24 protein-coding genes and 1 pseudogene are annotated in these 26,450 nt (G+C 38.0%); 8 read left to right on the top strand and 17 right to left on the bottom strand.

Annotated features, from left to right (window positions below):
• Nucleotides 1-1,027: 1,027 nt before the first annotated feature.
• Nucleotides 1,028-1,909, top strand: coding sequence for an aspartoacylase (locus tag NG743_RS12030; RefSeq protein WP_257122039.1), 882 nt, complete (start codon nucleotides 1,028-1,030; stop codon nucleotides 1,907-1,909).
• Here NG743_RS12030 and NG743_RS12035 read toward each other — a convergent pair.
• Together NG743_RS12035 and NG743_RS12040 are read right to left on the bottom strand one after the other, a co-directional pair.
• A complete protein-coding gene (locus NG743_RS12035; RefSeq protein ID WP_257122040.1) occupies nucleotides 1,892-3,022 on the bottom strand; it encodes a glycosyltransferase family 4 protein in 1,131 nt (376 codons plus the stop codon). The genes NG743_RS12030 and NG743_RS12035 overlap by 18 nt on opposite strands.
• A gap of 63 nt (nucleotides 3,023-3,085) precedes the next feature.
• Nucleotides 3,086-3,868 (bottom strand): PIG-L deacetylase family protein, encoded by a 783-nt coding sequence (locus NG743_RS12040; protein ID WP_027403036.1) that lies wholly within the window; start codon nucleotides 3,866-3,868, stop codon nucleotides 3,086-3,088.
• A 1,104-nt stretch (nucleotides 3,869-4,972) separates the two neighbouring features.
• Here NG743_RS12040 and NG743_RS12045 point away from each other — a divergent pair.
• Together NG743_RS12045 and NG743_RS12050 are read left to right on the top strand one after the other, a co-directional pair.
• Nucleotides 4,973-6,766 carry a WD40 repeat domain-containing protein gene (locus NG743_RS12045; RefSeq protein WP_257122148.1) on the top strand — a complete coding sequence of 598 codons (1,794 nt, stop codon included), beginning with the start codon at nucleotides 4,973-4,975 and terminating at the stop codon, nucleotides 6,764-6,766.
• Nucleotides 6,751-6,891, top strand: coding sequence for a hypothetical protein (locus NG743_RS12050; protein ID WP_257122041.1), 141 nt, complete (start codon nucleotides 6,751-6,753; stop codon nucleotides 6,889-6,891). The genes NG743_RS12045 and NG743_RS12050 overlap by 16 nt, the downstream gene beginning before the upstream one ends.
• A 64-nt stretch (nucleotides 6,892-6,955) precedes the next feature.
• Here the strand turns inward: NG743_RS12050 and NG743_RS12055 are convergent, their stop codons facing one another.
• The 7 genes from NG743_RS12055 to NG743_RS12085 all read right to left on the bottom strand — a co-directional run bounded on the left by NG743_RS12055 (nucleotide 6,956) and on the right by NG743_RS12085 (nucleotide 12,244).
• The gene (locus NG743_RS12055) at nucleotides 6,956-7,489 is read right to left on the bottom strand and encodes a YqeG family HAD IIIA-type phosphatase (RefSeq protein ID WP_027403038.1); all 534 of its coding nucleotides are present in this window, start codon (nucleotides 7,487-7,489) and stop codon (nucleotides 6,956-6,958) included.
• Nucleotides 7,490-7,645: 156 nt separating this feature from the next.
• Nucleotides 7,646-8,218 (bottom strand): DUF3727 domain-containing protein, encoded by a 573-nt coding sequence (locus NG743_RS12060; protein ID WP_027403039.1) that lies wholly within the window; start codon nucleotides 8,216-8,218, stop codon nucleotides 7,646-7,648.
• A gap of 127 nt (nucleotides 8,219-8,345) precedes the next feature.
• On the bottom strand, nucleotides 8,346-8,837 hold the full coding sequence (ruvX, locus tag NG743_RS12065) for a Holliday junction resolvase RuvX (protein ID WP_051424362.1): 492 nt from the start codon (nucleotides 8,835-8,837) through the stop codon (nucleotides 8,346-8,348).
• Nucleotides 8,824-10,071, bottom strand: a complete 1,248-nt coding sequence (locus NG743_RS12070) for a GNAT family N-acetyltransferase (protein WP_027403041.1) — start codon at nucleotides 10,069-10,071, stop codon at nucleotides 8,824-8,826. The genes ruvX and NG743_RS12070 overlap by 14 nt, the downstream gene beginning before the upstream one ends.
• Nucleotides 10,072-11,070: 999 nt before the next feature.
• Nucleotides 11,071-11,289: a hypothetical protein gene (locus NG743_RS12075; protein ID WP_027403044.1), complete on the bottom strand. Its 219-nt coding sequence runs from the start codon at nucleotides 11,287-11,289 to the stop codon at nucleotides 11,071-11,073.
• Between the two features lie 425 nt (nucleotides 11,290-11,714).
• Complete coding sequence (locus tag NG743_RS12080; protein WP_257122042.1) at nucleotides 11,715-11,849, bottom strand: hypothetical protein; 135 nt, start codon at nucleotides 11,847-11,849, stop codon at nucleotides 11,715-11,717.
• Nucleotides 11,819-12,244, bottom strand: a complete 426-nt coding sequence (locus tag NG743_RS12085) for a DUF29 domain-containing protein (RefSeq protein ID WP_257122043.1) — start codon at nucleotides 12,242-12,244, stop codon at nucleotides 11,819-11,821. Before NG743_RS12085 ends, NG743_RS12080 begins: the two co-directional genes overlap by 31 nt.
• Before the next feature lie 44 nt (nucleotides 12,245-12,288).
• On the opposite strand from NG743_RS12085, the gene NG743_RS12090 reads away from it, so the two are divergent.
• A complete protein-coding gene (locus NG743_RS12090) occupies nucleotides 12,289-14,055 on the top strand; it encodes a M61 family metallopeptidase (protein ID WP_027403046.1) in 1,767 nt (588 codons plus the stop codon).
• A 196-nt stretch (nucleotides 14,056-14,251) separates the two neighbouring features.
• Here NG743_RS12090 and NG743_RS12095 read toward each other — a convergent pair whose 3' ends face one another.
• The 5 genes and pseudogenes from NG743_RS12095 to NG743_RS12115 form a co-directional block, all read right to left on the bottom strand.
• Nucleotides 14,252-14,992, bottom strand: coding sequence for a 2-phosphosulfolactate phosphatase family protein (locus NG743_RS12095; RefSeq protein ID WP_027403047.1), 741 nt, complete (start codon nucleotides 14,990-14,992; stop codon nucleotides 14,252-14,254).
• Nucleotides 14,993-15,158: 166 nt separating this feature from the next.
• Nucleotides 15,159-15,323: pseudogene (locus tag NG743_RS12100) on the bottom strand (DUF423 domain-containing protein); the annotation flags it as partial.
• A 7-nt stretch (nucleotides 15,324-15,330) separates the two neighbouring features.
• A complete protein-coding gene (locus NG743_RS12105; protein WP_027403048.1) occupies nucleotides 15,331-16,590 on the bottom strand; it encodes an RNA-guided endonuclease InsQ/TnpB family protein in 1,260 nt (419 codons plus the stop codon).
• Between the two features lie 161 nt (nucleotides 16,591-16,751).
• Entirely contained in the window at nucleotides 16,752-17,162 is a 411-nt protein-coding gene (locus NG743_RS12110) for a hypothetical protein (RefSeq protein WP_257122044.1), read from the bottom strand.
• 105 nt (nucleotides 17,163-17,267) lie between these two features.
• Nucleotides 17,268-18,044, bottom strand: a complete 777-nt coding sequence (locus NG743_RS12115) for an ABC transporter permease (RefSeq protein ID WP_257122045.1) — start codon at nucleotides 18,042-18,044, stop codon at nucleotides 17,268-17,270.
• Nucleotides 18,045-18,193: 149 nt separating this feature from the next.
• On the opposite strand from NG743_RS12115, the gene NG743_RS12120 reads away from it, so the two are divergent.
• Entirely contained in the window at nucleotides 18,194-19,342 is a 1,149-nt protein-coding gene (locus NG743_RS12120) for a DegT/DnrJ/EryC1/StrS family aminotransferase (RefSeq protein ID WP_027403050.1), read from the top strand.
• A gap of 99 nt (nucleotides 19,343-19,441) precedes the next feature.
• Here the strand turns inward: NG743_RS12120 and NG743_RS12125 are convergent, their stop codons facing one another.
• Nucleotides 19,442-20,185: a DUF561 domain-containing protein gene (locus NG743_RS12125; RefSeq protein ID WP_027403051.1), complete on the bottom strand. Its 744-nt coding sequence runs from the start codon at nucleotides 20,183-20,185 to the stop codon at nucleotides 19,442-19,444.
• Nucleotides 20,186-20,480: 295 nt separating this feature from the next.
• On the opposite strand from NG743_RS12125, the gene NG743_RS12130 reads away from it, so the two are divergent.
• Together NG743_RS12130 and NG743_RS12135 are read left to right on the top strand one after the other, a co-directional pair.
• Nucleotides 20,481-21,329 (top strand): hypothetical protein, encoded by an 849-nt coding sequence (locus NG743_RS12130; protein WP_051424363.1) that lies wholly within the window; start codon nucleotides 20,481-20,483, stop codon nucleotides 21,327-21,329.
• An 84-nt stretch (nucleotides 21,330-21,413) separates the two neighbouring features.
• A complete protein-coding gene (locus NG743_RS12135) occupies nucleotides 21,414-22,655 on the top strand; it encodes a hypothetical protein (protein ID WP_027403052.1) in 1,242 nt (413 codons plus the stop codon).
• Between the two features lie 88 nt (nucleotides 22,656-22,743).
• On the opposite strand, the gene NG743_RS12140 is transcribed toward NG743_RS12135, so the two are convergent.
• Both NG743_RS12140 and NG743_RS12145 read right to left on the bottom strand, forming a co-directional pair.
• On the bottom strand, nucleotides 22,744-23,451 hold the full coding sequence (locus NG743_RS12140) for a molybdopterin-dependent oxidoreductase (protein WP_257122046.1): 708 nt from the start codon (nucleotides 23,449-23,451) through the stop codon (nucleotides 22,744-22,746).
• Nucleotides 23,452-23,482: 31 nt separating this feature from the next.
• Nucleotides 23,483-24,073 (bottom strand): cytochrome b/b6 domain-containing protein, encoded by a 591-nt coding sequence (locus NG743_RS12145; protein ID WP_027403054.1) that lies wholly within the window; start codon nucleotides 24,071-24,073, stop codon nucleotides 23,483-23,485.
• A 320-nt stretch (nucleotides 24,074-24,393) separates the two neighbouring features.
• On the opposite strand from NG743_RS12145, the gene nblS reads away from it, so the two are divergent.
• Nucleotides 24,394-26,406 (top strand): two-component system sensor histidine kinase NblS, encoded by a 2,013-nt coding sequence (nblS, locus tag NG743_RS12150; RefSeq protein ID WP_236630602.1) that lies wholly within the window; start codon nucleotides 24,394-24,396, stop codon nucleotides 26,404-26,406.
• The last annotated feature ends 44 nt before the right edge of the window (nucleotides 26,407-26,450 follow it).

Below are 26,450 nucleotides of genomic sequence, written 5' to 3' on the forward strand. Positions count from 1 at the left end.
CGAGTTCTGTCATGGAGATTGTTGTGGTGATCCTTGCTACAAAGCGGTCTTTTCTGACCCAGGTTGGGACGGTCTACCACTTCTTCTAACATACCTCTAAGATACAAGGTTGGGTTGAGGAACGAAACCCAACACCTCTTATTTATCCTCCCGCTAATGTTGGGTTTCACTTCGTTCAACCCAACCTACGAAAATTAAATTAATATTCTCTTCCATAAGGGGAGCGGTAGAACCAAAATTAGTCAAAATGAGCAACCTATATCTAGAGATGAGATTAAACAGGTTTTATCATTGTCATCAATGGATATAATTAACGGGTTACAATCATTAACAAGAAGATTTTTAGTCAGCAAATTAGAAAATGATCAAAAACTATATACTCTCTCTGCCGTTTTTAAAGAATATTTAAGAATTTACCATCATTAATCATAAGTAATTGGACAAAAATATTTACAGTCATTGCGAGGGAAGGGAAGCAATCACAACCCTGGCGGACTGCTTGCAGCAGCGCTAGTTCCCTCCGGGACGCTCCGCGAACGCTATTGCTTCATTTCACTTCGTTTCATATGGCTAACCCCACGCAACGCTTACGCAATGACATTGTGTAATTAATTCTGTCTCACTACTTATTCCCTTCATCTTGCTATTGGCATCTGGACTCAACACTATTCGGTTAAGGGTGACATACTCCACACACTCCCTTATGCCTTGCGGCACGCTTGCGCGAACAGGTGAGTGTGGGCAACGAGCGTGACTCTTCTATGAAGACATTAACTGAGCTTTAAGACCATGTGTCCCACGGTTCTTTGGTTAAGCCGAACAATTAGCTTTTATTTTGATAGGCTGCTTTTGGTGCATTTAATTGAGTTGTAGGGTGCGTCAGATATCAATAATCTGTTTATTTGCAGAATTTATGCAGTCTGACGCACCCTACCAATGTGCCAGTTGCGTAAGTCCTGATAAAGTGGCTATGGACTGATAGAATGTGTTCACTTTCATAGCTAATTTGCTTGTAACCGGGGTATTTATGAATCAAATTCATCGGGTGGCGATTGTCGGCGGAAATCACGGTAATGAGTTAACGGGAGTTTACTTAGTGAAAAAGTTTCAACAATATCCCCATTTAATTCATCGAGGCAGTTTTGAAACTTTATCATTACTTGGTAATCCTAAAGCTATTGCTGCACGGACAAGATATATTGATACGGATCTGAATCGTTGCTTTAATAAAGATAAATTATCAAATTCAAAAATTTCAAGTTACGAAGAATTAAGGGCGCGAGAAATTCAACAAATATTACAACCAGAAAATCAAGAATCTGTAGATACAATTATTGATGTACATACGACTACTGCCAATATGGGATTATGTATTATTCTGGGAAATTGGCATCCTTTTCTGCTGAAATTAGCTGCTGCTTTGAGTGCAGTTAATCCTTCTGTGAAGGTTTATATTCATGAACAACCTCAAGGTAGTGGTTTTCTACGTTCTTTGTGTGATTTAGGTTTTGCAATTGAAGTTGGTGCTGTACCTCAAGGAATTTTAAATGCGGAATTATTTCAACAAACTGAACAACTTATTTATAGTGTTTTAGATTATTTTGAAGACTATAATCAAGGAAAAAATTTACTAAAAAATAACACACTAACAGTTTATAAATCAATTGGTGTGATTGATTATCCGAGAAATGAAGCAGGGGAAATTCAGGCGATGATTCATCCCCAACTTCAGTTTCAAGATTATGAACCTTTGCATCCTGGTGATCCTATTTTTATGACTTTCACAGGAGAAGAAATTTTCTATCAAGGAAATTCTACTGTTTATCCGATCTTTATTAATGAAGCTGCCTATTACGAGAAAGGAATTGCGATGCACATTAGCAAACAGGAGTTAATTAAGATTGGCTAATTCTCTGGTTTCCATGACTCTGATGATATTGTCTTTTCTCATTAATTCACGATATACACTTAGTGTTTCTTCATTCACTCGTGCTGCACTAAATCTTTCTAGATTTTGTTGGGCGCGGAATTTCCACTGATTTAAAAGTTGGCGATCGCTCAATAATTGTGTCAAAGTATTAGCTAAGGCTGAAATATCCTTGGGTGGCACTAAAATCCCCGCCTGACTATAATCTAAAGTCTCAGGAATGCCATCTACATCACTGGCTACGATTGCACAACCAGCTTCCCGCGCTTCCGTTAGCACTAAGCCAAAAGATTCACAATGTGAAGCCAAAACAAAGATATCTGTTCCTAACATATAGCGTTGCGGTTCTGCCTGAAATCCCTCAAAATGAATGCGTTGGCGCAGCCCGCCGTAGGCATTGCTGAAATCTGTATTTTGCACCATAGACTCGAACATCAGTCGGTCTGGACCATCTCCTACCAAATATAAATGTGCTTGTGGAAAGTCTATGGAAACTATTTTAAATGCCTCAATTAACTCATAAATACCTTTGCGGGTATACATCCCAGCCACAGTAGTTATAGATGGATGTGGCATTTCTACTGGTTGATAATCTGCAAGTTTTTTATGCCGAGGACTTCCTAAAGTCCCATTACTAACCACTCGTAACTTCTGAGGTGGAATACCCCGGTTAATCATTGAATTAGCTACTGCTTTACTAACTGTAATTACCTGGTCAGCTAATCCCATAAGAATAGCACTATGTTGAAACTCATTATGGACAGTAGAAACTAAATGATATTCTCGATTCTTGCGAAAAATACCTGCTAAAATTGCTCCTGTCATCATGTGTACATGAACAATATCCGGTTGAAAATCTTTAATAATTTGGCGATAATGCCAAGCAGCTTTAATCAGATTTAATGGTGTCCGACATTGATTTAAATAAAAATGTTCAACACCGTGATCTGCTAATAATTTTTCATATTCTCCACCAGCAGAAGCTACAGCAATATCCAGACCACTTTCTGCTTGTAAACAAGCTAAATCTACAGCAACATTAACAATTCCATTACCGATTTTTTGAACATGATTAGTAATATGTAGAATCCGCATTTAAATTTTCTCCACTGTAATTATTTATAGCAAATCTTCAGATGCGTTTTCCCTGTCCCCACTTTACTCGGATTTAAAAAATATTTCTTCCGAATATAAAAATCGGTTAATAAATCCCCGAGGTAACATCTCAAGCTGGGAAGAATAGGCAGCAATAGCCTTTTGTTTTTTCTCTTTTACTGATGTTACTGATAAGCGATAAGCCGCTGCAATGTCTTGTAACTTCAACAGAATAAATAATGGCGATCGCCAAAATACCCAAATAGGGTATTGAAGTATTTCTGTATGAATTTGCGATTGGATAATTGCCTCTTTCACTAAATTATAAGTAGCTTCATGATCTTGATGACAGTCTTTACGGTGAGGCACATAAACCTCTCCCGGTTGATATAAATTTAGTAGTTCTGAAATTTCAGTAATTATCTGTTGCCTTTTCTCTATATTCAAAGAAGCTAAACTGCCATCTTGGTGATTTAAAAAATGAATCTCTGAAGGGGTTACTCCCAAAATATTTAACGCCATCAAAGATTCTTGTTGACGAATCTGGATAACTTGATTTTGCATAAGTGGATCTAAGCCATGAGAACCTCTACCGTCAGTTAAAAAAGTTATACCTACTTGTATTCCTTGTTCTCTTTTACGGGCAATCATCCCTCCACAACCAAAGGTTTCATCATCTTGATGAGGAGAAAAAACCATTGCTGATTTTTCAGAAAATTTCAAAGGCTGACTTCCCCAATGCAAAATCCACCATGAAACTAAACTACAATGAATATATTGTATCTGATTTAACAATTTATTAGGGATGATTTTTTCTAAAGAGATTAGGTTTTTTTTATGATTCATAAATCTAAAATTGATTCCAGACAAAATTCAAGTTTTGTAGATAATAAATATTGATGCTTCCCATACTTAAAATAACTATTTTTATAATAGTCAAACCCTAGACAAAAGTATTTATTTTTTTAATAAAGTTATGCTGAACATATCAATAAGAAAGTGTTTAAAAATCAGATAGATGCCAAAAAACTCTCTCAAAGTGTGTTTAAAAAGTCATGATTGCTGTATCAAATATTTTACCCCTCCCTAACCCTCCCCTTATAAAGGGGAGGGAACTAGTAGTCTGTCAACCCGAAAATGACGGGTGAAGGCAAGCAGGGGGAGAAGAGAGGCACCGGGGGCAGGGGAGGGAAGAACAGAAGTTTTTTCCGATCATTACCCGTCAAAATAAATTTGACGAACTACTAGATTTTTATTGTCACCCCTCTTCACAAAGGGAAAGGGGGGTAACAATGTGATGAAAATTACGGGATACCACTTTTCAAACAACCTCTCAGTAGCATGGAGGAATAGCAAAGAATAAATTTGAATTACCTATATTTTACAAAAAGCTGGATTAGTTGAGGACTAAGGCTTGAATGCTTACTATTTTTCTAGCCAGAAGTGTTTCTATAGAAACAGTAAATTATCAGTTAGATTAGTTAGAATTTATGGAAATCATCGAAATCCCCATAACCTACCATATAGCGGTATGCACTCTTTGTGAGATCCAGTCAGCAAATCGTTAAGCCTGTAGGGGCGTGGTTTTCCCGTCCTCCATTGTATTGCATCCTAAAAATAACTGCTAAGTAATTGGACAAAAATATTTACAGTCATTGCGAGCGAAGGGAAGCAATCACAACCCTGGCGATTGCTTCATTTCACTTCCTTCCATATGGCTAACGCCACGCTTCACTAACGCAATGACATTGTGTAATTAATTCTGTCTCACTACTTATATAAAGTTAAGCAGTGCTTAATCACAGTAGGGCTTGATGTTCACCATTAGATTTAGCTAGTTTTTGTATTCCATCAGACTGTAATAATTACTAAATTTTGGCTGAAGTTATAAATTGAGTAATTATTGTATTAGTATAAGTTATCTTGGGTATGCAATGGTGTGCCACTATCATGCAGATGAATTGGATTAGTTTACTAAAAGCGCAACAAACTGACTTCTTAAACCGGGTGAAAAAACCGAAAACGGCGGATCTTTCTCTTTTAGAAAGTCGAGTTAAAGGTTATCACAGTGAGGTAATGGCATTTGCGGGGGATTCATTAACGAAAATTCTTGAATGTTCTCGTCAGCAAGCTGAAATCCTCGCCAAAAATCCCCCACCGATACCACCTGAATATCCTGAATATCCTGATTGGATCATTCCCTTTCCGACCTATTTTCAACGCCAAGCAGAAGATTATCTTGTCCGTGAACAAATTGTTGATTGGATGATTACGGAACGGTTAGGAAAATTGGTGAGAAAAGTGCCACAAGACACTTTAGAAAATATGGGTTTGGATGATGAAGGAAATTTACGTGGTGAAAGTAAGTTTACTTATTTGTTAGCAAATAACCCAAAAGTGAGTATTCAAATTCACGTAGCAGATGGAGAAAGTTTTAACGGTATTAAAAAAGATAAAATTCGTTGGTCTGTTAGTCAAGAAGATATCAATAACCACCAAGTATTGATTTTCTTGTGTTTGTTTTATCCAGGAAATACCCAGTCAGGATACCACAAACAAACAGTGATTACTGGTTTTTTACCGACAAATCAACTAGATTTTTCAGACTCAAAGACTTATCTAACTCCCAGCAGCCTATTTTATGCAGGAGGATTAAATTGGTATTTACAGTCTCTGGGTAGTAAACCAGATGATGTACCAATAACTGATGAGAAAATGATGGTAGAAACCATTCAAACCTTACCACCAGAACATCCCAAAAAGAAGATTATTGGTGATTGGGAATGCTGGCAAACATTAAAAGGACATACCAAAGGTATTAACTGTTTAGCCTATGCTATCAAAACTTTAGTAGTCCAGGATGCCGGAACTAAAAATGTGAAAACAATCCCGATGTTAGCTAGTGGTAGCAGGGGAGAAACAAAATTATGGGACTTATCAAAAGGTGAATTAATCGAGACATTATCAGAATATCCTTGGGTTATTTCTGCCAACGTAGATGAGATTAATTCCCTGGCTTTTAGCACCGATGGACAAACATTAGTAAGTGTAGGTGCAGATTCCACCGTTAAAATTTGGCATACTGGGGCGTTGGATCTAATTGATATTCTCCATAAACATCATGGAGATGTCCGTTGTGTGGCGTTTACACCTGATGGTAAGATGTTAGCGACTGGTGGTCATGATCGCCAGATTTTGTTTTGGAACTTGCGCGATCGCCAAGTCGAAAATACCCTATCCTTAGATGATACAGCAGCCCATTCAATGGTGTTAAGTCAAGATGGCAAAATTTTAATTACAGGTAGTTATCGCAAAATTAAAGTTTGGGAAACATCCTCAACACTCAATCAGAAAAATTTGTCAGATACACAACCAATATACACCCTGATGGGTCATTCTCATATTGTTAGTTCCCTAGCCATGAGTGCTGATGCTAAATTTTTAGTCAGTGGTAGTCAAGATCAAACTATTCGAGTTTGGAATTTAGCTACTGGGGAATTAGTTCACACTCTCAAAGGACATCGAGATAGTGTGAATACAGTTGCTTTGAGTCCTGATGAACAAATTATTGCTAGTGGTAGTGCTGATAAAACTATCAAATTGTGGCATTTACAATCTGGGGAATTATTAGGGACATTTGCCGGTCATGCTAATACAGTCACAGCTTTATCCTTTACTGCTTCTGGAGAAATGTTAGTCAGTGGGAGTTTGGACAAAACAATTAAAATTTGGCAGCGGAGTTAGATCAAAACTGCGGTCGTCTCTACAAGTTTGTGCCACTTACAAAACTGGTACAAATTTTTTATGAATCCCGCATTGAAGAAGCAAAAGTAGAAAAATTGCTTTCTCAACATGATGTGAATTTTTAAACCTCTTACCTCTGCGCCTTTGCGTGAGGATAAATTCATACTTCAATTATGCAACGCCCAATTTTTAATGTTTAATAGCTTTACCTGTAATAGATGCACCCAATATCTCTGATATCCAAACTTCAATATTACGGATAGGATGGGAACGGAGGGCTGTAAAATCGGGATGGATAATTGGTTCAACTAAAATTGTAAACATTCCCAAGCGATTACCAGCTAAAACATCTGTAAACAAGCGATCGCCTACCATCCCCACTTGATGTACAGGTAAATTCATCTCCTGCAACGCCGCCCGAATTTTCCGTCGGGAGGGTTTAGCCGCACCCAAATAATAAGGTAAATTAAGAGAACGGGCAATGCCACCAATTCGCGCTTCACTTAAATTATTACTAACTAACCACAATGTCGTACAAACCCGAATTTCTTCTATCCATGCTTGCAATTCTGGGAAAGTAGAACTTGTTGTCATCGGTACTAAAGTTTCATCCACATCTAATACTAGCCCTTTCAGCCCATATTGTCGGATCATATCTGGTGTCAGCGTCAAAACTGAACCTGCTAAAATCAAGTTAGGCTCTAATAGATGGTTGCGAGTCATAATTTTTTGAGTCAGGAGTCAGGAGTCAGGAGGAAGAAAGAAAGGAATAAAGAAAAATTTTAGGTTTAGATTTATTTAGATTTTTGAATAAGGCAAAAGGTAAAAAGCAACAGTAATTAAATTACCAATTACCAATTACCAATTACCCATTACCCATTACTCAACTTCGTTAAAAAGATGTTCTTCTAAGAGGGGTTGAAATTTACGGAACTCTTCAGGAGAAAGTAATTCTGGTTCACCTGTTTTCGTAATTCTGGCAAAAAAGAGCAAGGGGTCGAGGGGAGTATAAATTGCATACTCCTGTTCATCATGATAAAAAGTGGCAATTTCCATTAATTGCTCTGGTTCTAAACCATTTTCTTCATCTTCAATTTCTAAAGTAAAGAATTTCGATTCATCTTCAGGAGGCAACTCACCTGCTACAGTCAAAGCATAAGCAGTATTCTTGAGAATTAGATTTTGCTCGGAAAGCACAGCTTGAGCAGTGCCGAAAATTTGGTCTATGATTTCATCATCTTCCACCAAAACGGCTTCTTCTTCGTCGCCATCGGCTTGCCAAGCAAAAATTTCTATTGGTGAATCTACAGGAAGAAGGAGAACATATTTTTCTCCCTCTACATCGAGGGTATGCTCGATGTAACATTCTAGTGTTCGTTTTAGCTCATCTGTTAAAATCAGAGAACTTTCGGAATCGTGATCATTGTCTTCAGGAAGTGGAGATGAATACATAGCTGAATTATGTAACTGTAACAATACTCTTACATATGGAAATCATTGAACCGCTAAATGACAGCCGATGTCAACCATAAATTCAGAGATAGAAGTAATAGTTTTTAGAATACCATGTTAAAAGGGATCACTCATCAGCAAATGTTACCGATCTCGGTGCTGAACTACGTCTAGCATCTAGCCACTGCTGTAAAATCAATGCAGCAGCCTTACGGTCAATTAAACCCTTATTTCTTGATGGGGAGCGATTCTCAGCTATTAGCAGTTGTTCTGCTTGATAAGAAGTCAATCTTTCATCCATATATTCCAAAGGAAGTTTCAGTGCTTCTGCTAATCTAGCCGCAAATTTTTGGACATGACGGGCTTGAAAACCGATAGAACCATCCATTGAATAAGGTAAACCAACAATGAGAATTTGCACTTGTCGCTCATTGACTATTTGCTGAATTTTCTCGACATCTTCGACAAAAGACTTACGCTCAATTGTGGTTATACCCGTAGCAATTAATCCTGTGCCATCACACCCAGCTAAACCAATGCGTTTACTACCAACATCCACGCCCAACGCGGAAATAAATGATTTTGATGGCTGTTGGGAGATCACGCTATTGTTGCTCATAGGGTTCATCTGTAGCTGAATCTGATGGACAAGGTGTGTCTATTATATTAGGGTTTTGATGATTGAAAGCTACAATTTCCGACTGAACTGGTGTAGCTCTTTCTGGCTGCACCTGCTGTGGTTGCGGCATCCATGACATCCCCCCAGGAATAGGCTTCCGGGTTGGTTGCAGTCCTTGTAACATTTCCTGCCACTGAATCCCTTCTAGGGAGACAAATTTCGATTCTCGTAGTTTATGCCAGACGGAACGAGACATGATCAGGGTATGTTCTTGGCGTTTAGCCCCAATGCGCTCTAAATATTCTTCTCTTTCTGGTTGATAGTCTGAAGAAGCTAATTGTAATCCCTGTTGGGGGAAATCTTGGGCGATACGGGCTAATTGAGATAATAGTTCAGGATACAACCAAGTATAGGCAGGATGAACTGTCAGTGTGGCGATATGGGGTTTTGTCCCTGTGCGATCCAGTTGCACCTGAAAATAACCAATGGCTGCTTTCCGCTGGGGTTCAAAGACATAACCACTGACAACTTCGGTTTTTGTCATCCACTGCTTGAGGGCATCACCAATAGCACCAAACAAAGTGGTTTTAAAATCGTGGGTGTGCCGGTCAAATACTTGCCGTACCAGGGGGGGCATTGATGCTGTATCTAGTTGATATAGTAAGGGAGCATCAGCATTACTGACTGGTAAGAGGTTGGGTAAATCTGGCTCGGTTTGAATTAATTCTGCTAATAACTGGGGACTAATTTCCCAGTATGTCATTTCCGCCAGTCGTTGAAATCCATTGTGGCGATATAGCGCCAAGGCATCAACGTCATTAATATTAACTTCTAATATCCAGGTTCGTGCTTCTAAAATAGATTCAAAGCAATGGCGCAGTAGTTGTGAACCTACTCCCATGCGATCGCCCGTCCCTGCTAACATCACCCGATCAATTCGCCAAGTGCTGCGAGTGCGGTTAAAAGGCGAGACTTGAATCATTCCCAGTAGTGTCCTTCCCTGTTCGGCAACATAGACCCAGAAACGGTACTGGAAAGGATTGGGAAACCAACTTAAGAATTTGAGTAACCCATACCAGTGTTTTAACCATTGCATTTGCTGCATCGCCGCATCAGTTTCTTGGGAAGAAAGATGGGACAATGATTCTTGAGTTAAGCGATCGATTCCTTCCAAATCCCTATGCTGGACTGGTCGGATAACAACGCTGAGATTTCGAGGGAGTAGTGAAGTCATTTTGATTCAAGCCGCCATTTAACCTTTACAAAATATGATTGGTGATCTAATACTGCAATCATTTTAATGGCTTTTTGCTCTTAGGTCTTGCTTCCCAAGAGTGATTTTCTTAACTAAATGCGTAAAAAAATATAAAAAGCAGAACTTGTGAGTATACCTTTGGGGTGAAAACCACAATGTCTGCTTCTATTCTATGGTAATTCTAGTGACATAATCCACACACTCCCTTATGCCTTGCGGCACGCTTGCGCGAACAGGTGAGTGTGGGCAACGAGCGCGACTCTTCTATGAAGACATTAAATGAGCTTTAAGACCGTGTGTCCCACGGTTCTTTGGTTAAGCCGAACAATTAGCTTTTATTTTGATAGGCTGCTTTTGGTGCATTTAATTGAGTTACACCCATTGTTAAAAAGTATATCAAATATTTGAAAAAAAATCAAGAAAGTGTTCATTCCGCACTTCGTGCCGCTGCGCTAACATCGCCCAACGAACAAAATTAAGCGCAGCTTAATTTTGTTCGTTGGGCAATTCCTCACTCGCGCGTATTGTATTCATCTCATTGCCTACCCAGTAGGGTAGGTGAGAGGCTTCTACTGTTTAAGCTAAAAATACTCTTAACTATTTACCGTAAGTCCCTCACTGAATTTGGTACTTGTGAATCAGTGGGAAAAACCGAAATCGTTCTCAACTAATAGGAGGGAGGCGTAAGCCTTGTAAAGGCGAAGAACATTTGAAGTTTTTCCAAATATTATCTATTTAGATGGATGAAGAATCAGTTTAAAACCCCAAAATTTTGTGGTAAAATCTTAGCCTCTTGACCACCAATACCGTAAGCGAAAACCAAGCTGATAGGTAAGTGTTACCAGAGAAAGTTTGGGTCTTGGGAATCAGGACTTCTGCCCTTGGAGGGAATGTCAGACCAATAGAACTACGAAGTTCTGGAGGCTACTCCCGATGAATTGGGAAGCCCACACTGTACCGAAGTCAGTGTGTGGTAGTTCACATATATAGACCTTGGCGAGAAGCAAATTTTTCAAACTCCGCTTGGGTTTGATGCAGTAATTGTTGACGACTATCTTGAATTGTTTGTTTGAAGTTGGGAACCAAGTTGGGAACCAAGTTGCGAGCTTGTAGTGCCATGTGCAGTTGTAGATGAGCAACGTATTCACTTGTATCTTGATTATCTACAATTGCGCCCGTTAGTACATTTGATTCCATTGCCACTGGGTTCTCCTTGATGAATTTGGTGTAGTTGCTTTGCTATCCTAGATCAAAAGTTATCATGTTTTTTACCTAGCTGCCTATTTCGCAATGAAGTGTAATGATTGGGAAAGAGGGAACAGCCAATAATTAAGATACAGCCTATTACAGGTAAATGAGGTATACTAAATACGGTTCATAGTTTAACCAAATATGAAACCCCTCTGCTAAACATCTCCAGTATTAAATGTTATTCCTTTTCCCTCTCCTTTTAGAAGAGGTGCGGGGAGAGGCTCTGAACTTGTTCTTTGTATGATAAAAAAGTCCAGCTTTTAGCCTTTTTGAGTATACAACCTTTCTTTAATCACAAAACTTTGCAGTGAGGCTGTTTTACTGCTGACATCTGCTGTAAATAACCTGATTTTTTACCAAATAGAAATTTTCTAATCGTCCCAAAGTGTATAAGTTTCGTTAAAAACTTCATCCCAACTTAAAGCAATAATATCTGGTTTTTTGCCCATTTCATCTCTAGCATCCTGTTTTGCAGCTAGAAAACACTTATCCCAAATTGATTCCAAAAAATCTCGATTGAGACTTGCACTTCTTCTTGACTGGCAGTAATTTCTCCCCTAGCTGAACGAATAGAAATTACCCAACTAGCACTACGTTTTTCCGGTTGACATTTCCACTTAATTATATGCAGTATCAATCGAGTTAATTGACTAATTACTGCTCTTTTTTCTGATCGCCCCATAGACTCGGCTAAACTCTCTAAAATATGATCAACTTCTTTAATTTTCCCCTCCTCTAGCAGTTGTTTTGCTTTCACTACAGCTAAATATGGTGATTGAAAAACCAGTTCGTCATAAGGTACTGTCATAATTAGTAACTCCTTGGCTTGTTTTTTCCCAAGTCTTGCATATAAATACATCATATTATTAATTTTATATGCCTGGACTTGACGATGAACCATAGACTGTTAATTATGGATAAGTAACTCAAAACTCAACACACAAAATGATTTCAGAACTCTCTCCACAAATTCATTACTTGGTGGGAATGTCTCAGCCAGAAACCCATCTGTTTGAGGTGACTTTACACATTGTCAACTATCCATCGGCAGTTCTTGATTTAAAAATGCCTGTGTGGACTCCTGGTTCATATTTAGTCCGGGAATATGAGAGACATTTACAAGATTTTGCAGCTTTTGCTGATCATGAACCCTTGTCTTGGCATAAAGTTAGTAAAAATCATTGGCAAGTAGAAAAAGGTGATAGTTCGGAAGTAACTATTCATTATCGTGTATTTGCTAATGAATTAACAGTCAGAACAAATCATTTAGATGCTACTCACGGTTATTTTAATGGGGCGGCGTTATTTTTCAGAATCCCTGGTTGTGAAAGTTTACCCATATATATCCGGGTGATTCCAGCTAACCCTCAATGGCAAATAACTACTGGTTTACCAATATTTGCAGAAACAAAAAATACTTTTGTCGCGGCTGATTTTGATACTTTAGTTGATTGTCCTTTTGAAATTGGTTTTCATCAATTATACAATTTTGAAGTTTTGGGAAAACCTCATGAATTAGCAGTTTGGGGAAAAGGAAATTTTCAACCACAGCAAATGATTGCTGATTGCCAAAAAATTATTGAGGTAGAATCACAAATGTTTGGTGGTTTACCTTATGATAGATATGTATTTTTGCTGCATTTGCTTCAACAGGGTTTTGGTGGTTTAGAACATAAAAATTCTTGTTCGTTAATTTATCAAAGGTTGGGATTTCGGACTTTGGATAAGTATGAACCATTTTTGCAATTGGTGGCACATGAATTCTTTCATTTATGGAATGTTAAAAGAATTCGTCCTTTGGGTTTGGAAGTGTTTGATTATGATCAGGAAAATTATACACCATCTTTGTGGTTTTGTGAGGGAACAACCAGTTATTATGATTTAATTATTCCTTTACGGGCAGGTATTTATAATGCTAAGGCATATTTGAATTATTTGAGTAAGGAAATTACTAAATATTTAATGACTCCAGGACGGAAGGTACAACCTTTGGCGGAGTCAAGTTTCGATGCTTGGATTAAACTTTATCGTCCAGATGCTAATAGTGGTAATTCCCAAATCTCCTATTATATCAAAGGGGAAATGGTATCACTGTTATTAGATTTATTAATTCGCGTTCATCATGGGAATCAGCGTTCTTTGGATGATGTGATGCGGCAAATGTGGGAGGAGTTTGGAAAGGATGAAGTTGGTTATACTCCCGAACAATTAGAGGGTGTGATTGAGTCTGTAGCGGGTATGGATTTAGGAGATTTCTTTCAATGCTATCTTCATGGTTTGGACGATTTACCTTTTAATCAATATTTACAACCTTTTGGTTTGCAATTAGTTGAGGAAAAGAATGAAGAACCTTATTTGGGTGTGAGGATAAATACTGAAAATGGACGGGAGATAATTAAGTTTGTGGAAGCGGGTTCACCGGCACAATTTGCGGGAATTGATGCTGGAGATGAATTATTAGCGATTGATGGTATTAGGGTGGGAAATCAGTTCAATGAACGCTTGAAGGATTATCGAGCGGATGATTCTATTCAAGTTACTGTTTTTCATCAAGATGAATTGCGGACTTATTCTGTTACTCTAGCTGCATCAATTCCTGGCAAGTATCAACTTAAAGTTGTAGAAAATCCTTCTTTCACACAAATGGAGAATTTTGCCGGGTGGTTGGGTGTGTCTTTGTCTGAATCAGGATGTCCAGGATTAAAGGATTAATTGTCTGAATCAGGATGTCCAGGATTAAAGGATTAATTGTCTGAATCAGGATGTCCAGGATTAAAGGATTAACAGGATGAAAATTCCTGATTATTATGTTTGATTTGCCAAAGAAGAGAGAGAGGAAGAAATTTTCTTCTTTCTTTCTCCTGACTCCTGACTGGGCGCAGGACCTGCGCCCCTACCTCCTGACTTGTTAGTTGTTTTGACTTTTTAATACTCCTGGTTCTGTTTGAATTGGTAAAATATCTAAAATATCGGTTTGGGAACAATATTTCAGGTCTTCAAAACATTCCAAACGTAATAAGCGTTGACCATGACTAGCTTGATGGAGTAGTCCTGGTAAGTTATCTTCCCATTGGCAGTAAAGAGCGATCGCACTAATCGTCTCATCATTACCACCGATTTCTGCGAGGGAACAATTAGTTTGTTGGCAAATACTATGAGCGATCGCCCCTGCACATACTGTATCCTCTAAGGAATAACTTCCCTCCCAACCAGAACCCACAATCCAGACAGTTTCCGGTTGCTTTTCTAAGAGAAATTTAACTACGGCTGCCCGATTAATCAAAGCTGCTGCCAGGACAATGGGGGCATTTTGGATTCGTTGTAAAGCCCTTGTCCCATTGGTGGTACTAATAAATAACCTTTTCCCGGCAACTAATTCTGGTGTGCAATCTAAGGGTGAGTTACCCAACTCAAAACCAGCTACTTTAGCTCCACCCCGTTCTCCAGCCCTGAGTCGCTTTTCTGGAGGCCATTTTTCACTTACTTCCATGAGTTGATTTAAATCACTGAAAACCTGCACAGCTTCGCCCCCAGCGGCTAAAACCGTAGCCATTGTACTAGTTGCTCGCAGAACATCAACGGCGATCGCACATTCTGGAACTGTATCAGTTGGGGTCAATTCGGGAGTGTGATATACAAATATCTTCACGTGCTGGCTACACCTATTTTATTAAGACTGCGGTAATATTTTACCTACTTGATGTCACCAACTGACGATACTATTTTTCAATCTATTAAGATAGAAAAGGTAACAGGCAAGAGAAATCAGGGTAATTTGAGTGATAATTTAGACTCCATTTCCCATTCACTACGGATTAAAACTTGATAGTTGCACCAGCCACAGCTAAAGCAGCCCAACCCAGCATTAATGCCAATCCTCCTAATGGGGCAACTGCGCCTAAAGACTTAATACCCGTTAAACTGATAGCATATAAGCTGCCGGAAAAAATTACCACACCAATTATAAATAACCAACCACTAAGTGAACTACCCACACTGACCTGACGGTACAGTGTCGGCTTCCTGTCCAACAGAAAGCACAGTAGTAGACTTCTTGCGTCCTCTATTACTGCGACTTATTTCTGGGCGACAGGCTTCTTGATCAAGTTGTTCATGGGGGAAACCCCCAAGACCACACTTCATCGCTTTATCCCCCGTTCCAGAGGTCAAAATTCGTAGTCCCTCATCTCTGAGGTTTATTGCTGCATTAATATCTCTATCATGTCTAGTCTGGCACTTTTCACAAGTCCAGAATCTTATATCAAGTGGCAAACTACCCACTTGATTAAGGCATACATGACAAGTTTTCGACGAAGGAAAGAATCTATCAACTTCTTGATAAATCTTCCCTTCGTTTTCTGCTTTGTATTTAAGCATGGTGCAAAACATCCCCCAGCCAACTTGTTGAATAGATTTGGCTAGGCAGTGATTTTGCATCATGCCTTTAACATTAAGATTTTCCACCACAATAACTTGGTTTTCGTTAACTATCCTACGAGATAGTTTATGGAGAAAATCTTCTCTACAATTAGTTATCTTTCTATGGACTCTAGCAACTTTCTTTCTAGTTTTATTGCGGTTATTAGAGCCTTTTTGTTTTCTGGATAATTGCTGTTGTTTTATTTTTAAGTTCAACTCATGTTTATTCAGTATCCGAGGGTTATCAAATTTAGAACCATCACTGGTAATTGCAAAATGAGTTAATCCCAAGTCAATACCTATTGCTTTACCTGCGGTGACTAACTCTGGTTTCTCCTTGCCATCTTCAAATAAAATAGCAGCGAAATATTGTTCACTGCAATTTTTGGTGATAGTTACAGTTTTAATTTTCCCTTCAATCTCTCGATGAATAATTGCTGATACTTTTCCTATTTTTGGTAGGATTAATTGATTATCGGCAATCTTAACATTTTGAGGATACTGAATAGATTGTTTGCCATGTTTTGATTTAAACTTAGGATATTTAGCTCTTTTTTCAAAAAAATTGTTAAATGCAACTCCCAAATTTAAGCAGACTTTTTGCAAGCATTGAGAATAAGTTGATGATAACCACTCATGTTCTTTCTTTAGCTGAGGAATTATCTTTTTGACTTCGTATCCAGACAGTCCTTTACCCGTTTCTTTATATGTTTCATTCATCAAATTCAAAAAATAGTTCCATAACCAACGACAACTGCCAAAAGCTTGTGCTAATGACTGCTGCTGCTGGGCATCTGGATATAATCTGATTTTGACAACTTTTAACATATTAGAGCGAAAGAAATTTACTATAAAACACCATAACACAAGATTTGTGAATTGCCTCCATGTTTTTCTCCCTTGCTGTCGCTTTGGTCGAAAAACTGTCGTTAATTCACGCGCCATTCATCCCACGCTGCCCTTCGGGTCAGTCGTGGGGCTTCTGTCGGTTAAGCTAAATATTGTTTAGCTTCCGCTGCCGGTAATTGGGACTGCATGGCAAAATTTAACAAAGTTACTCTTCCTTGATTTTGTAGTAGCATTTGATAAAATTGGGCTTGCAATTGTTCACTGTTTTCTTGTTTTAAGGCTTTTTTCTCTTGTTGACTTTGTTTATACAAACCTAATGCTAACCAACTCCCCAATATCGCGCTAGGAACACCAAAAATTATTCCGCCTACAATAGTATCTTTGCTATTCTGAACCGCATTGGGAGCAGAAAATACCTGTTCCCCCTCCACCGGATATACTATTACTCCTGATTGCGCTGATTTATCTATGATTTCTGAAACTGATATTGCCAAAAACATGAATCCAAGTGTGAGTAGCCAACCAGCAGCCAGTTTTTCAGCCGTCTTCATAGTTCTACTTCAGATTTAGACATTGCTTGTAATTTTAACCTTACTTACCTTCAGCTTCCAGTAATATTGCGAATTGTTGACCAAGAATTATTCGCCAATCACCCATTACCGAACCAACTGCATGGCAGAATTAAAAAACTGCCGACATAAACCCTTGGTAATTAAAATAGTTGTTAACAAATTGGTGACAGCTACCATAAAAATAATTAAAATCTCATAGGATACAGCCTCTAGCGGTGTGATACCGGCTAATAATTGTCCATTGGTGAAGGTTGGTATTGTCACCATACCGATCAACATCATTTGATTCAAAGTCGGTATAATTGCAGCACGAATCGCTTCTTTGCGGTATGGCTTAATTGCCTGTTCAGGTGTTGCACCCAGACTTAAATGGGTTTCTATTTCTGTGGGAAATTGGTTGATACTACTAACTAAACGTTCTCCGGCTATTGCGGCTGCATTCATGGCATTACTCAGCAATATACCAGCTAAAGGAATGATATAACGTGGTTCATACCATCTTTCTGGTTGAATAATCAAAAAATTGGTGTAAAGCAATGTTAAGGAGGTGCTGACAAAAATCGCACTTCCAGCTAAAGGTAAGACTTGTGGAATTTTTTGACTGATGCGGTTGCGAGTAATAATTGCCGTAATTGTCAGAATTATTGCTAAAATTCCCACTACCGCCCAAACATTGTTAACGGCAAAAATGAAGTCGAAAATGTATCCTAGTACAAGTAGTTGGAGGATAGTTCTACCAGTAGCTACGCTTAAATTTAATTCTAGTCCTAATTTCTCCCATGCCGATATGCCAATGGCGATCGCCATTAAACCCATCGCTAAAGCCAAATCTACCATATCTAACTTGATTAGCTCTGGCATAATTTATCCACCTCTTAACGATTGAAAACTTTAGCATAAGTAGTTGAAAAAATTAAATCGGGTTGTCGCAGGAGAGGGAAGGGAAAAATCTTCTTTCTGACTCCTGACTCCTGACTTCTTACTCCTGACTCCTTTACAAATAAAAACTCATGATTAAAAGTGTAAATTCGATTCCCGCCTTTGATATTAAACAACAATATGCCACCATTGAAACTGAAGTAAGTGCCGCTGTCTTGGCGGTTCTGGCTTCTGGGCGTTATATTGGTGGTCCAGCAGTTACAGATTTTGAACAACAGTTTGCAGATTATCATGGTGTCAGTGAATGCGTAGCTTGTAACTCTGGTACTGATGCTCTATTTTTAGCATTACGGGCTTTAGGAATTGGGGCAGGTGATGAAGTTATTACCACACCATTTACTTTTTTTGCGACAACGGAAGTTATCAGTGCTGTCGGGGCAATACCAGTATTTGTAGATATTGATGCGACTACATTCAATTTAGATGTAGAAAAAGTAGCAGCAGCGATTACATCAAAAACCAAGGCAATTATGCCAGTGCATCTATTTGGACTCCCTGTGGATATGACAGGATTAATGGAGATTGCCAAAGCTCATAATTTAAGAGTAATTGAAGATTGCGCTCAGGCTACCGGTGCAAGTTGGGAAAATCAAAAAGTTGGGAGTATTGGACATATTGGTTGTTTTAGTTTCTACCCTACCAAAAATCTTGGTGGTTGCGGTGATGGTGGGGCAATTACCACGAATGATCCAGCGATCGCTACTCAACTACGAGTTTTGCGAGAACATGGGAGTAAAGTAAGATATATTCATGAGGAAATCGGTGTCAACAGTCGTTTAGATGCCATTCAAGCCGTAATTCTGCAAATTAAACTGCGCTATCTTGATCTTTGGAACTCTAGACGTAAGCAAATCGCTGATTATTATTACCAACAACTCAGCCAAGTTTCTGATATTATTGTCCCCCAAGAATTTCCTGGGGGAGTTGGTGTTTGGAATCAATACACTATTCGGATTTCTGGAGAAAGACGCAATGGTGCTAGTGGTAAATATCGAGATTCCGTAAAAAATCAAATGCAGGAACAGGGGGTTAATTCCATGATTTACTATCCCTTACCCTTACATTTGCAGCCAGTGTATAAAAATTTAGGTTATCAACCAGGACAATTACCAGCAGCAGAGCAAGCAAGTCAAGAAGTTTTATCTTTACCCATGTTCCCCGAATTGGAGCAAGAACAACAAGATAAAGTCATTGATACGTTGAAAAATTGTTTATCTTGAATTGTCGGGGTGAGAAGAAGCAGGGGGCAGGGGGGGCAGCGGAGAATATCTTTACTCTTTACTCTTGCCTCTTGCCTCTTGCCTCTTGCCTTTTACTTCTTAAGCAAATGTGCGAATATTTGCAGTCGCTAAAGCTTCTACTAGACTACGCACAGCAGCAATCATGGCGATTTCGCTATTGAGTTGGTTAATAGCAGAACCTACACCAACACCAGATGCACCAGAGGCGATCGCTAGAGGTGCAGTAACATTAGAAATACCAGAAGCACACAGTACAGGCACAGAAACCGCACGAGCAATTTCATAAGCAGCGGCTAAAGTAGGAGCAGCCTTTTCAATTAAACCCAAAGTACCGGAGTGAATGGGATTGCTGCTAGTACCACCTTCAGTTTGAATAATATCAGCACCCGCTTTCACCAAATCTTCAGCCAATTGTACCTGTTGGTCTAAGGTAAGAATATGGGGAACAGTTACAGATAGGGTAATTTCTGGCAGCAAGGCACGGGTTTGGCGAGTTAGTTCCAAAACCTCAGCAGCTTCAAATCTGCGTCCTTGGGCGTAGAAAGCATCGAAATTACCAATTTCAATCAAATCAGCGCCAGCAGCCACAGCAGTGACAAATTTCTCCGGTTCAACCGCAGACACACAAATAGGTAATTTAGTCAAGCTTTTCGCCAATCTTACCAAATCCACATCAGCAGCAATATCCACAAAAGTCGCACCACCCAAATCAGCCGCTTTCACAGTCGCAGCCACACTAGCAGCATTGAAGTTATTCAAACCGCTAATTACTTTTAGCACAGGATGAGAAAATGCCCGGTTGAGGTTAGGATACATAGTCATAATTTTTCTTTTGCAGCAAGTTTTCAGTAGGAGTATTTTTACACTAAATATAGCCATCCTACTTCAATTAGGAAAATATATTAAGATTTTTTGACAAATCACGCCTTTAGCCTATACTGAGATGTGTTTTTACCATTGTTCTAAATTTTCAACTACCCTCTCAGTTAAATTAGATCAAACTGGTAATACACTACAATAAAATGGTATTTATTTTATAGTTGAACATCAACCTTTTTAATTGTTATAGTTGTAGGCATTGATCATGGCTACATCTAACCTCTGATTTATCCTAACTATGAAAAAATCATCACGATCTAATCAAGATGTTTCCTCACCACCATTTACATTCTTAAAAACGGGCATATTTCCCAAATCAATCGGGAAAACATTCCAGAAAATTCTCAGTGATATATCTCCAAATGCAGATCAAGAATTTATTAAAAAATATCAAATATCCAGACAGAGGACAACTATAGCCGTCAAATTCTTATTATTATTGATAATAATTCCCCTGCTAACTCATCACCTGTCCAAACGGCTGTTTATTCTTCCCATAGTAGAAAATCTGAGAAACGATCACTCCGGGCAAATTTTTCTTAATCAAGAAATGGAAGAAAAAGCCTTTCATGAATTAAAAATATTTACAGCAAAATTAAAGTTTGAAAGTTTACTGGATTCAGAAACTAAAATCTCTCCAGAAAATCGAGAATCCAAGATTAAAGCCAAAGCCATAGAACTAGCAGCAGAATTTCAACATAAAAGTACCAATGCCATTAGTAATATCTTTGCTGATATTATAGCCTTAATTGCTTTTGCATTGGTTATTGTTTTTAGTACAAAAGATATTATTTCTCTTCAACACTTTATAGATCAAGTTGTTTATGGCTTAAGCGATAGTGCTAAAGCTTTTTTAATTATCCTATCTACAGATGTATTTGTCGGCTTTCACTCACCCCATGGTTGGGAAGTAATTCTGGAAGGATTTACAGAACACTTAGGTTTACCAGCAAATAGAAATTATATCTTTATGTTTATTGCCACATTTCCTGTAATTTTAGACACTATAGTTAAATATTGGATATTCCGCTATCTTAGTCGTTTATCACCTTCAGCATTAGCTACCTTAAAGGAAATGAATGATTAATCATCATAATTAGGCATATTTTCCATTGTCAACATTTCTGAGAATGCTAAAATGGGGCATAATCACTGTTGGTCTTCATGAATTATGCGTATTCTATTTAATCAAAAATTCAAAATTACAGTATTTATTGCTGCTTTATTAGTAATTGTCTTCACTAGCAAGCAACCAATTCAACAGCAACAAATTGTTAAAAATGTATCATTATCCCAAATAGAAAATCCTCCAATTCAAGTATTTTCTAATAATTTACCTACGCCAAAACCATCTAATATAAATGCCAAAAATAATGAAAAGTCCACATTTTATTCAGTTATTAATGAATGGCAAAAATATCAATATAGTATTAATTCTAATCAAGTATTGACAGCAGGAAAATTACCAAATAACCCCATAAATTTTAATCAGGCTGACTTATTAACCGTACTCACCAATACTAGAAAATACTTTCAACAATACTCTCAAGAAGATCCCGATATTCAACGCACAGGTATCTTAGTAACTCAAGGAGTTACCGTTAAAGATATTCTAAAAACATTAGATTTTATGATTGTCGTCTTAGAAGAAGACATTTCTAATAAGCGGACAACTCGGTTACAAGATCCTAACTTTATTAACGCCAATTTTCGCGTAATTAAATGGTCTGCCCATAACCCAGAAAATCCCCAACAGAAAAAATTAAGAATTACTAAATATGCAGCTTTTATTCATCCCGGTTCTCGACAAAAAACTTCTAAATACAATACACCAATTTATGCTATTAAGGAAGAATTAAGTCAAAATAAATTTTACACTCAATATACAAAACAAGATGTTCTATCAGGTATTTATGAACCTGGAGGTAAGGAATTTGGCAAAGTTAAACCTATTGCTTATTTAACTCGCAATGGTTTAGAGGCAGCACTAATGCAGGGAACTGTTTTAGTTAATTTTACTGATGGAACTAAAGAGTTTTTAAACGTAGACAAAAATAATGGAATGTCCTATATTCGGGGTTTAAAAGCCACTGCACAAAAGCGTTATTGGTATTTTCAAGAAGTTGATGCAATTAAAGGTTATGGATATAAAATAGATGCTAAAATATCCATCAAACCAGGAGTAACATTTGCAGGAGATGTGCTAAACATTGGTTTAGGCAGAATAATTGTCACTGAAGACAATCAAAAACGGTTAAAAATGGGCGTAATTGCCGATACAGGTGGGGCATTTTTACCCAACCTTTATCAACTTGATTTCCTAGCAGGAACTTTTGCTAGTGAAAAAGATTTTGAACAATATATTCAAAAATTACCTGAATATACAAATGCCTATATTTTAGTAAAAAAATAAGGTAATTGGTTATTGGATAATTTTCTTTCTCCTGAACTCCTGAATGGGCGCAGGCCCTGCGCCCCTACCTCTTGACTCCTTCTTCAATTTACAATCCAGCGAACCATTCATAACCCATATCTTCCCAATAACCTTTAGCATTTGATAATTTACTGGTGAGGGTAACTCGTGTTACCCATTTACTTTGTTTATAGCCAAGTTTAATGGGTGAAGCTAATCGCAAAGGCGCACCATTTTCCACAGGCAAAGCTGCACCATTTTTTTGATAAGCTAATAGGGTTTGTGGGTGTAAAGCTGAAGCGATATCCCAACTTTCATAATAACCATCTGCTGATTTAAAATAGGCATATTTAACCTGAGATTTAGGTTGAGAAAGGGCGATAATTTCCCGCAAACGAATGCCACCCCATTGCACAATTGCTGCCCAACCTTCTACACAAACATGACGAATAATCATGGAAGTGAGAGGTAAGGCTTGAATATCTGCCATACTCAAACTCAGAGGATGATTTACTTCGCCATCTATAATTAAACGATATTTTTCTAAATCAATAATTGGTGTAGATTTAAAGCTATTAATTATTAATTGACTTGGTTCAATTTGACTAGGTAAAAATTCTGGAACTGGCTTTTGAGATTGAAATATTAACTCTTCAAATTTCTGATTGAGAGGTTCAGACAGTTTACCTACAAAATCTGCAAACATGGGTGTACCACAACCACCCAGTAATAAACTCATACTCGACAAACCGGAAATTTGTAAAAACTTTCTCCGTGCAAATTCATGATTATTCATTTTAATTCCTCAATGCTGCTAGTTTTTTTTATCAAAACATAGATTTTGTTAAGGCATTGCCGCCTACATTCTGCCCTAACCGCCAATGAAACCAGACAAATACTACCACTATCGGTACAGAAGCAAAGTGGACAATTCTTAATGCTTGCCAACTGCCAAAAATATCAACTATCCAAGAAAATTGAGCAGGTTTATACATTCCTATACCTGTAAATATTGCTAGTAATAAAATAGGAATGATGGCTGTATAAATAATTCGATGCCAAGCATAGTTTAAACGTTGGTGATTCTGAGTTTTTTGTAATGCCTTGATATCTTTGTCGCTAACAAATCTTTTTTTCCAGCGTTGGGTAACAAAAATATAAATTCCATAGCAAAACAGATTTATAGAAAATAGCCACATGGCTGCAAAATGCCAATGTCTGCCTCCAGCCAACCAACCACCTAAAGTAAACAGGGGAAAAATACTTAATCCACCACGCCCACCAAAGACAGGGTTTGCATTGTAAATTTGCAAGCCGCTGGTGATCATAATGAATAAACTGATGACATTGCCAGTGTGAAAAATTCTGGCAGCGATCGCTTGACTGGGTGATTTGCGGGGTATTTCAGGAGAAGTCATAAATAGGGTAGAAAAATTTTAATTCGGTTACAAGTATTTGGGAAATAATTTACTGAGTTAGAATGTGAGTCCAACTGGGAAAGTCAAAATATTCTTGATGTTGAACCTGAGATTATTACCGATTTTACATTGTAATAGTCACATCACATAACCTCTGTTTCAACTTAGTTTTCACCATTACTGCAAAAACATAGTTAAATTAGGAAAGAAGAGGTAATCGGACAAAATTAATTACACACATTGTCTTTCTGTTCCCTTTTCCCTCACGACCCGATTGAATTTAATTTTGTTCAAATACTTACTAACACTTATATTTTAAGATGCTGGCTATTTTCAGAAATTTCCGAGATGAATGTGTCTCTGGCGCGTCAAAAGCGATCGCTGCGCTGGCAAAAGGCAACGCATCCCTTGCAGCAAGTATCGCCAATTGGTGGTCAGAATTCACCCTTCAGACCAAACTCCTAGCCGTCGCCACCCTCATGGTTTCCTTAGTCATGAGTGGTTTAACCTTCTGGGCTATAAACACAATTCAGCAAGATGCACGTCTCAATGATACCCGCTTTGGTCGAGATCTAGGATTACTCCTGGGGGCAAATGTAGCCCCCTTCATTGCCGATCACAATTTAACTGAAGTTGCCCAATTTTCTCAACGTTTTTTCAGTGCCACTTCTAGCGTGCGTTATATGTTATACGCTGATGAAACTGGGCAAATCTTTTTTGGTCTTCCTTTTTGGGAACCAGAGGTAGAAAACTCCCTCACTATTAAGCGCCATATCCAATTACCAGAAGATTATCCTGGCGATGAAGACCAGCCAATGGTTAGGCAGCATAACACCCCCGATGGCGCAGTTACAGATGTATTTGTGCCTTTAATAGTAGATAAAAAATACTTAGGTGTGTTAGCAGTTGGTATTAACCCTAATCAAACCGCAGTCATATCCACTAATTTCACCCGTGATGTTACCATTGCCGTTTTTATCACAATTTGGGTCATGGTAATTTTAGCAGGAGTAATTAATGCTTTAACTATTACTAAACCTATTAAAGAATTACTAGTAGGTGTTAAACAAATTGCGGCTGGAAATTTTAAACAACGGATAGATATACCTCTAGGTGGTGAACTAGGAGAAGTAATTTTCAGCTTCAATGAAATGGCAGAACGACTAGAACGTTATGAAGAACAAAATATTGAAGAATTAACTGCCGAAAAAGCTAAGTTAGAAACCTTAGTTTCTACCATTGCTGATGGTGCAGTCTTGATTGATAATAATATGCAAGTAATATTAGTCAATCCTACAGCCAGACGGATTTTTGCTTGGGAAGGATTGGATGTTGTTGGTAGTAATATACTGCATCACTTACCCCATGGTGTCCAAATGGAAATATCCCGGACTTTGTATGAAATGGCAGTCGGTGAATGTGAAAGTGCCGAATTTCGTATCCTCCTAAAACAACCTACTCAACGCACAATTCGCATTGTTTTAACCACAGTTCTCAACCTGCAACGAGAAAGTATTAAAGGCATAGCTATCACCGTCCAAGATATTAGCCGTGAGGTAGAACTAAATGAAGCAAAAAGCCAATTTATCAGCAACATTTCCCACGAATTACGCACACCTTTATTTAACATTAAAACCTATATTGAAACCCTGCATGATTATGGTGAAGATTTAGGAATTGATGAACGCAAAGAATTTCTGCAAACAGTTAATAATGAAACTGATAGACTCACCCGTTTAGTTAATGACGTTTTAGATTTATCAAAACTTGAATCAGGTCGAAATTACACTTTTGATAAAGTAGATTTACCACAAGCAATAGAACAGACATTACGTACCTATCAGCTTAATGCCAAAGATAAAGGCATTGAAATATACCAAGAACTTAATCCTGATTTACCTTTTGTTTTAGGTAATTATGATTTATTGCTGCAAGTATTTGGCAACTTAATTGGTAATTCTCTTAAATTTACTCTAGCCGGTGGTAAGGTAGTTATTCGTGCCTATCAACTAGATGCTAATTCTCATTCTCACCATCATGCTGGTAAAGTGAGAATTGAAATTAGTGATACAGGAATTGGTATCGCACCAGAAGATCAACAAGCAATTTTCGACCGATTCTTTCGTGTAGAAAATAGAGTTCATACTCTAGAAGGAACAGGTTTAGGTTTATCAATTGTTAGAAACATTATGGACAGGCATCATAGTCAAGTAAATTTGGTGAGTGAAGTTGGTATCGGTACTACTTTTTGGTTTGATTTAGAAATATTTGAGGAAGAGATTTTATCAACTGTGGAAACTATGCCAGAAACCTTAGAATTAAACCAAGTTTAAGGAGATAAGTAGGTTGGCGTTGAAAATTGTCGTTATAGCAAGGC

The organism is Dolichospermum heterosporum TAC447, assembly GCF_024584745.1.
Lineage (GTDB): Bacteria > Cyanobacteriota > Cyanobacteriia > Cyanobacteriales > Nostocaceae > Dolichospermum > Dolichospermum heterosporum.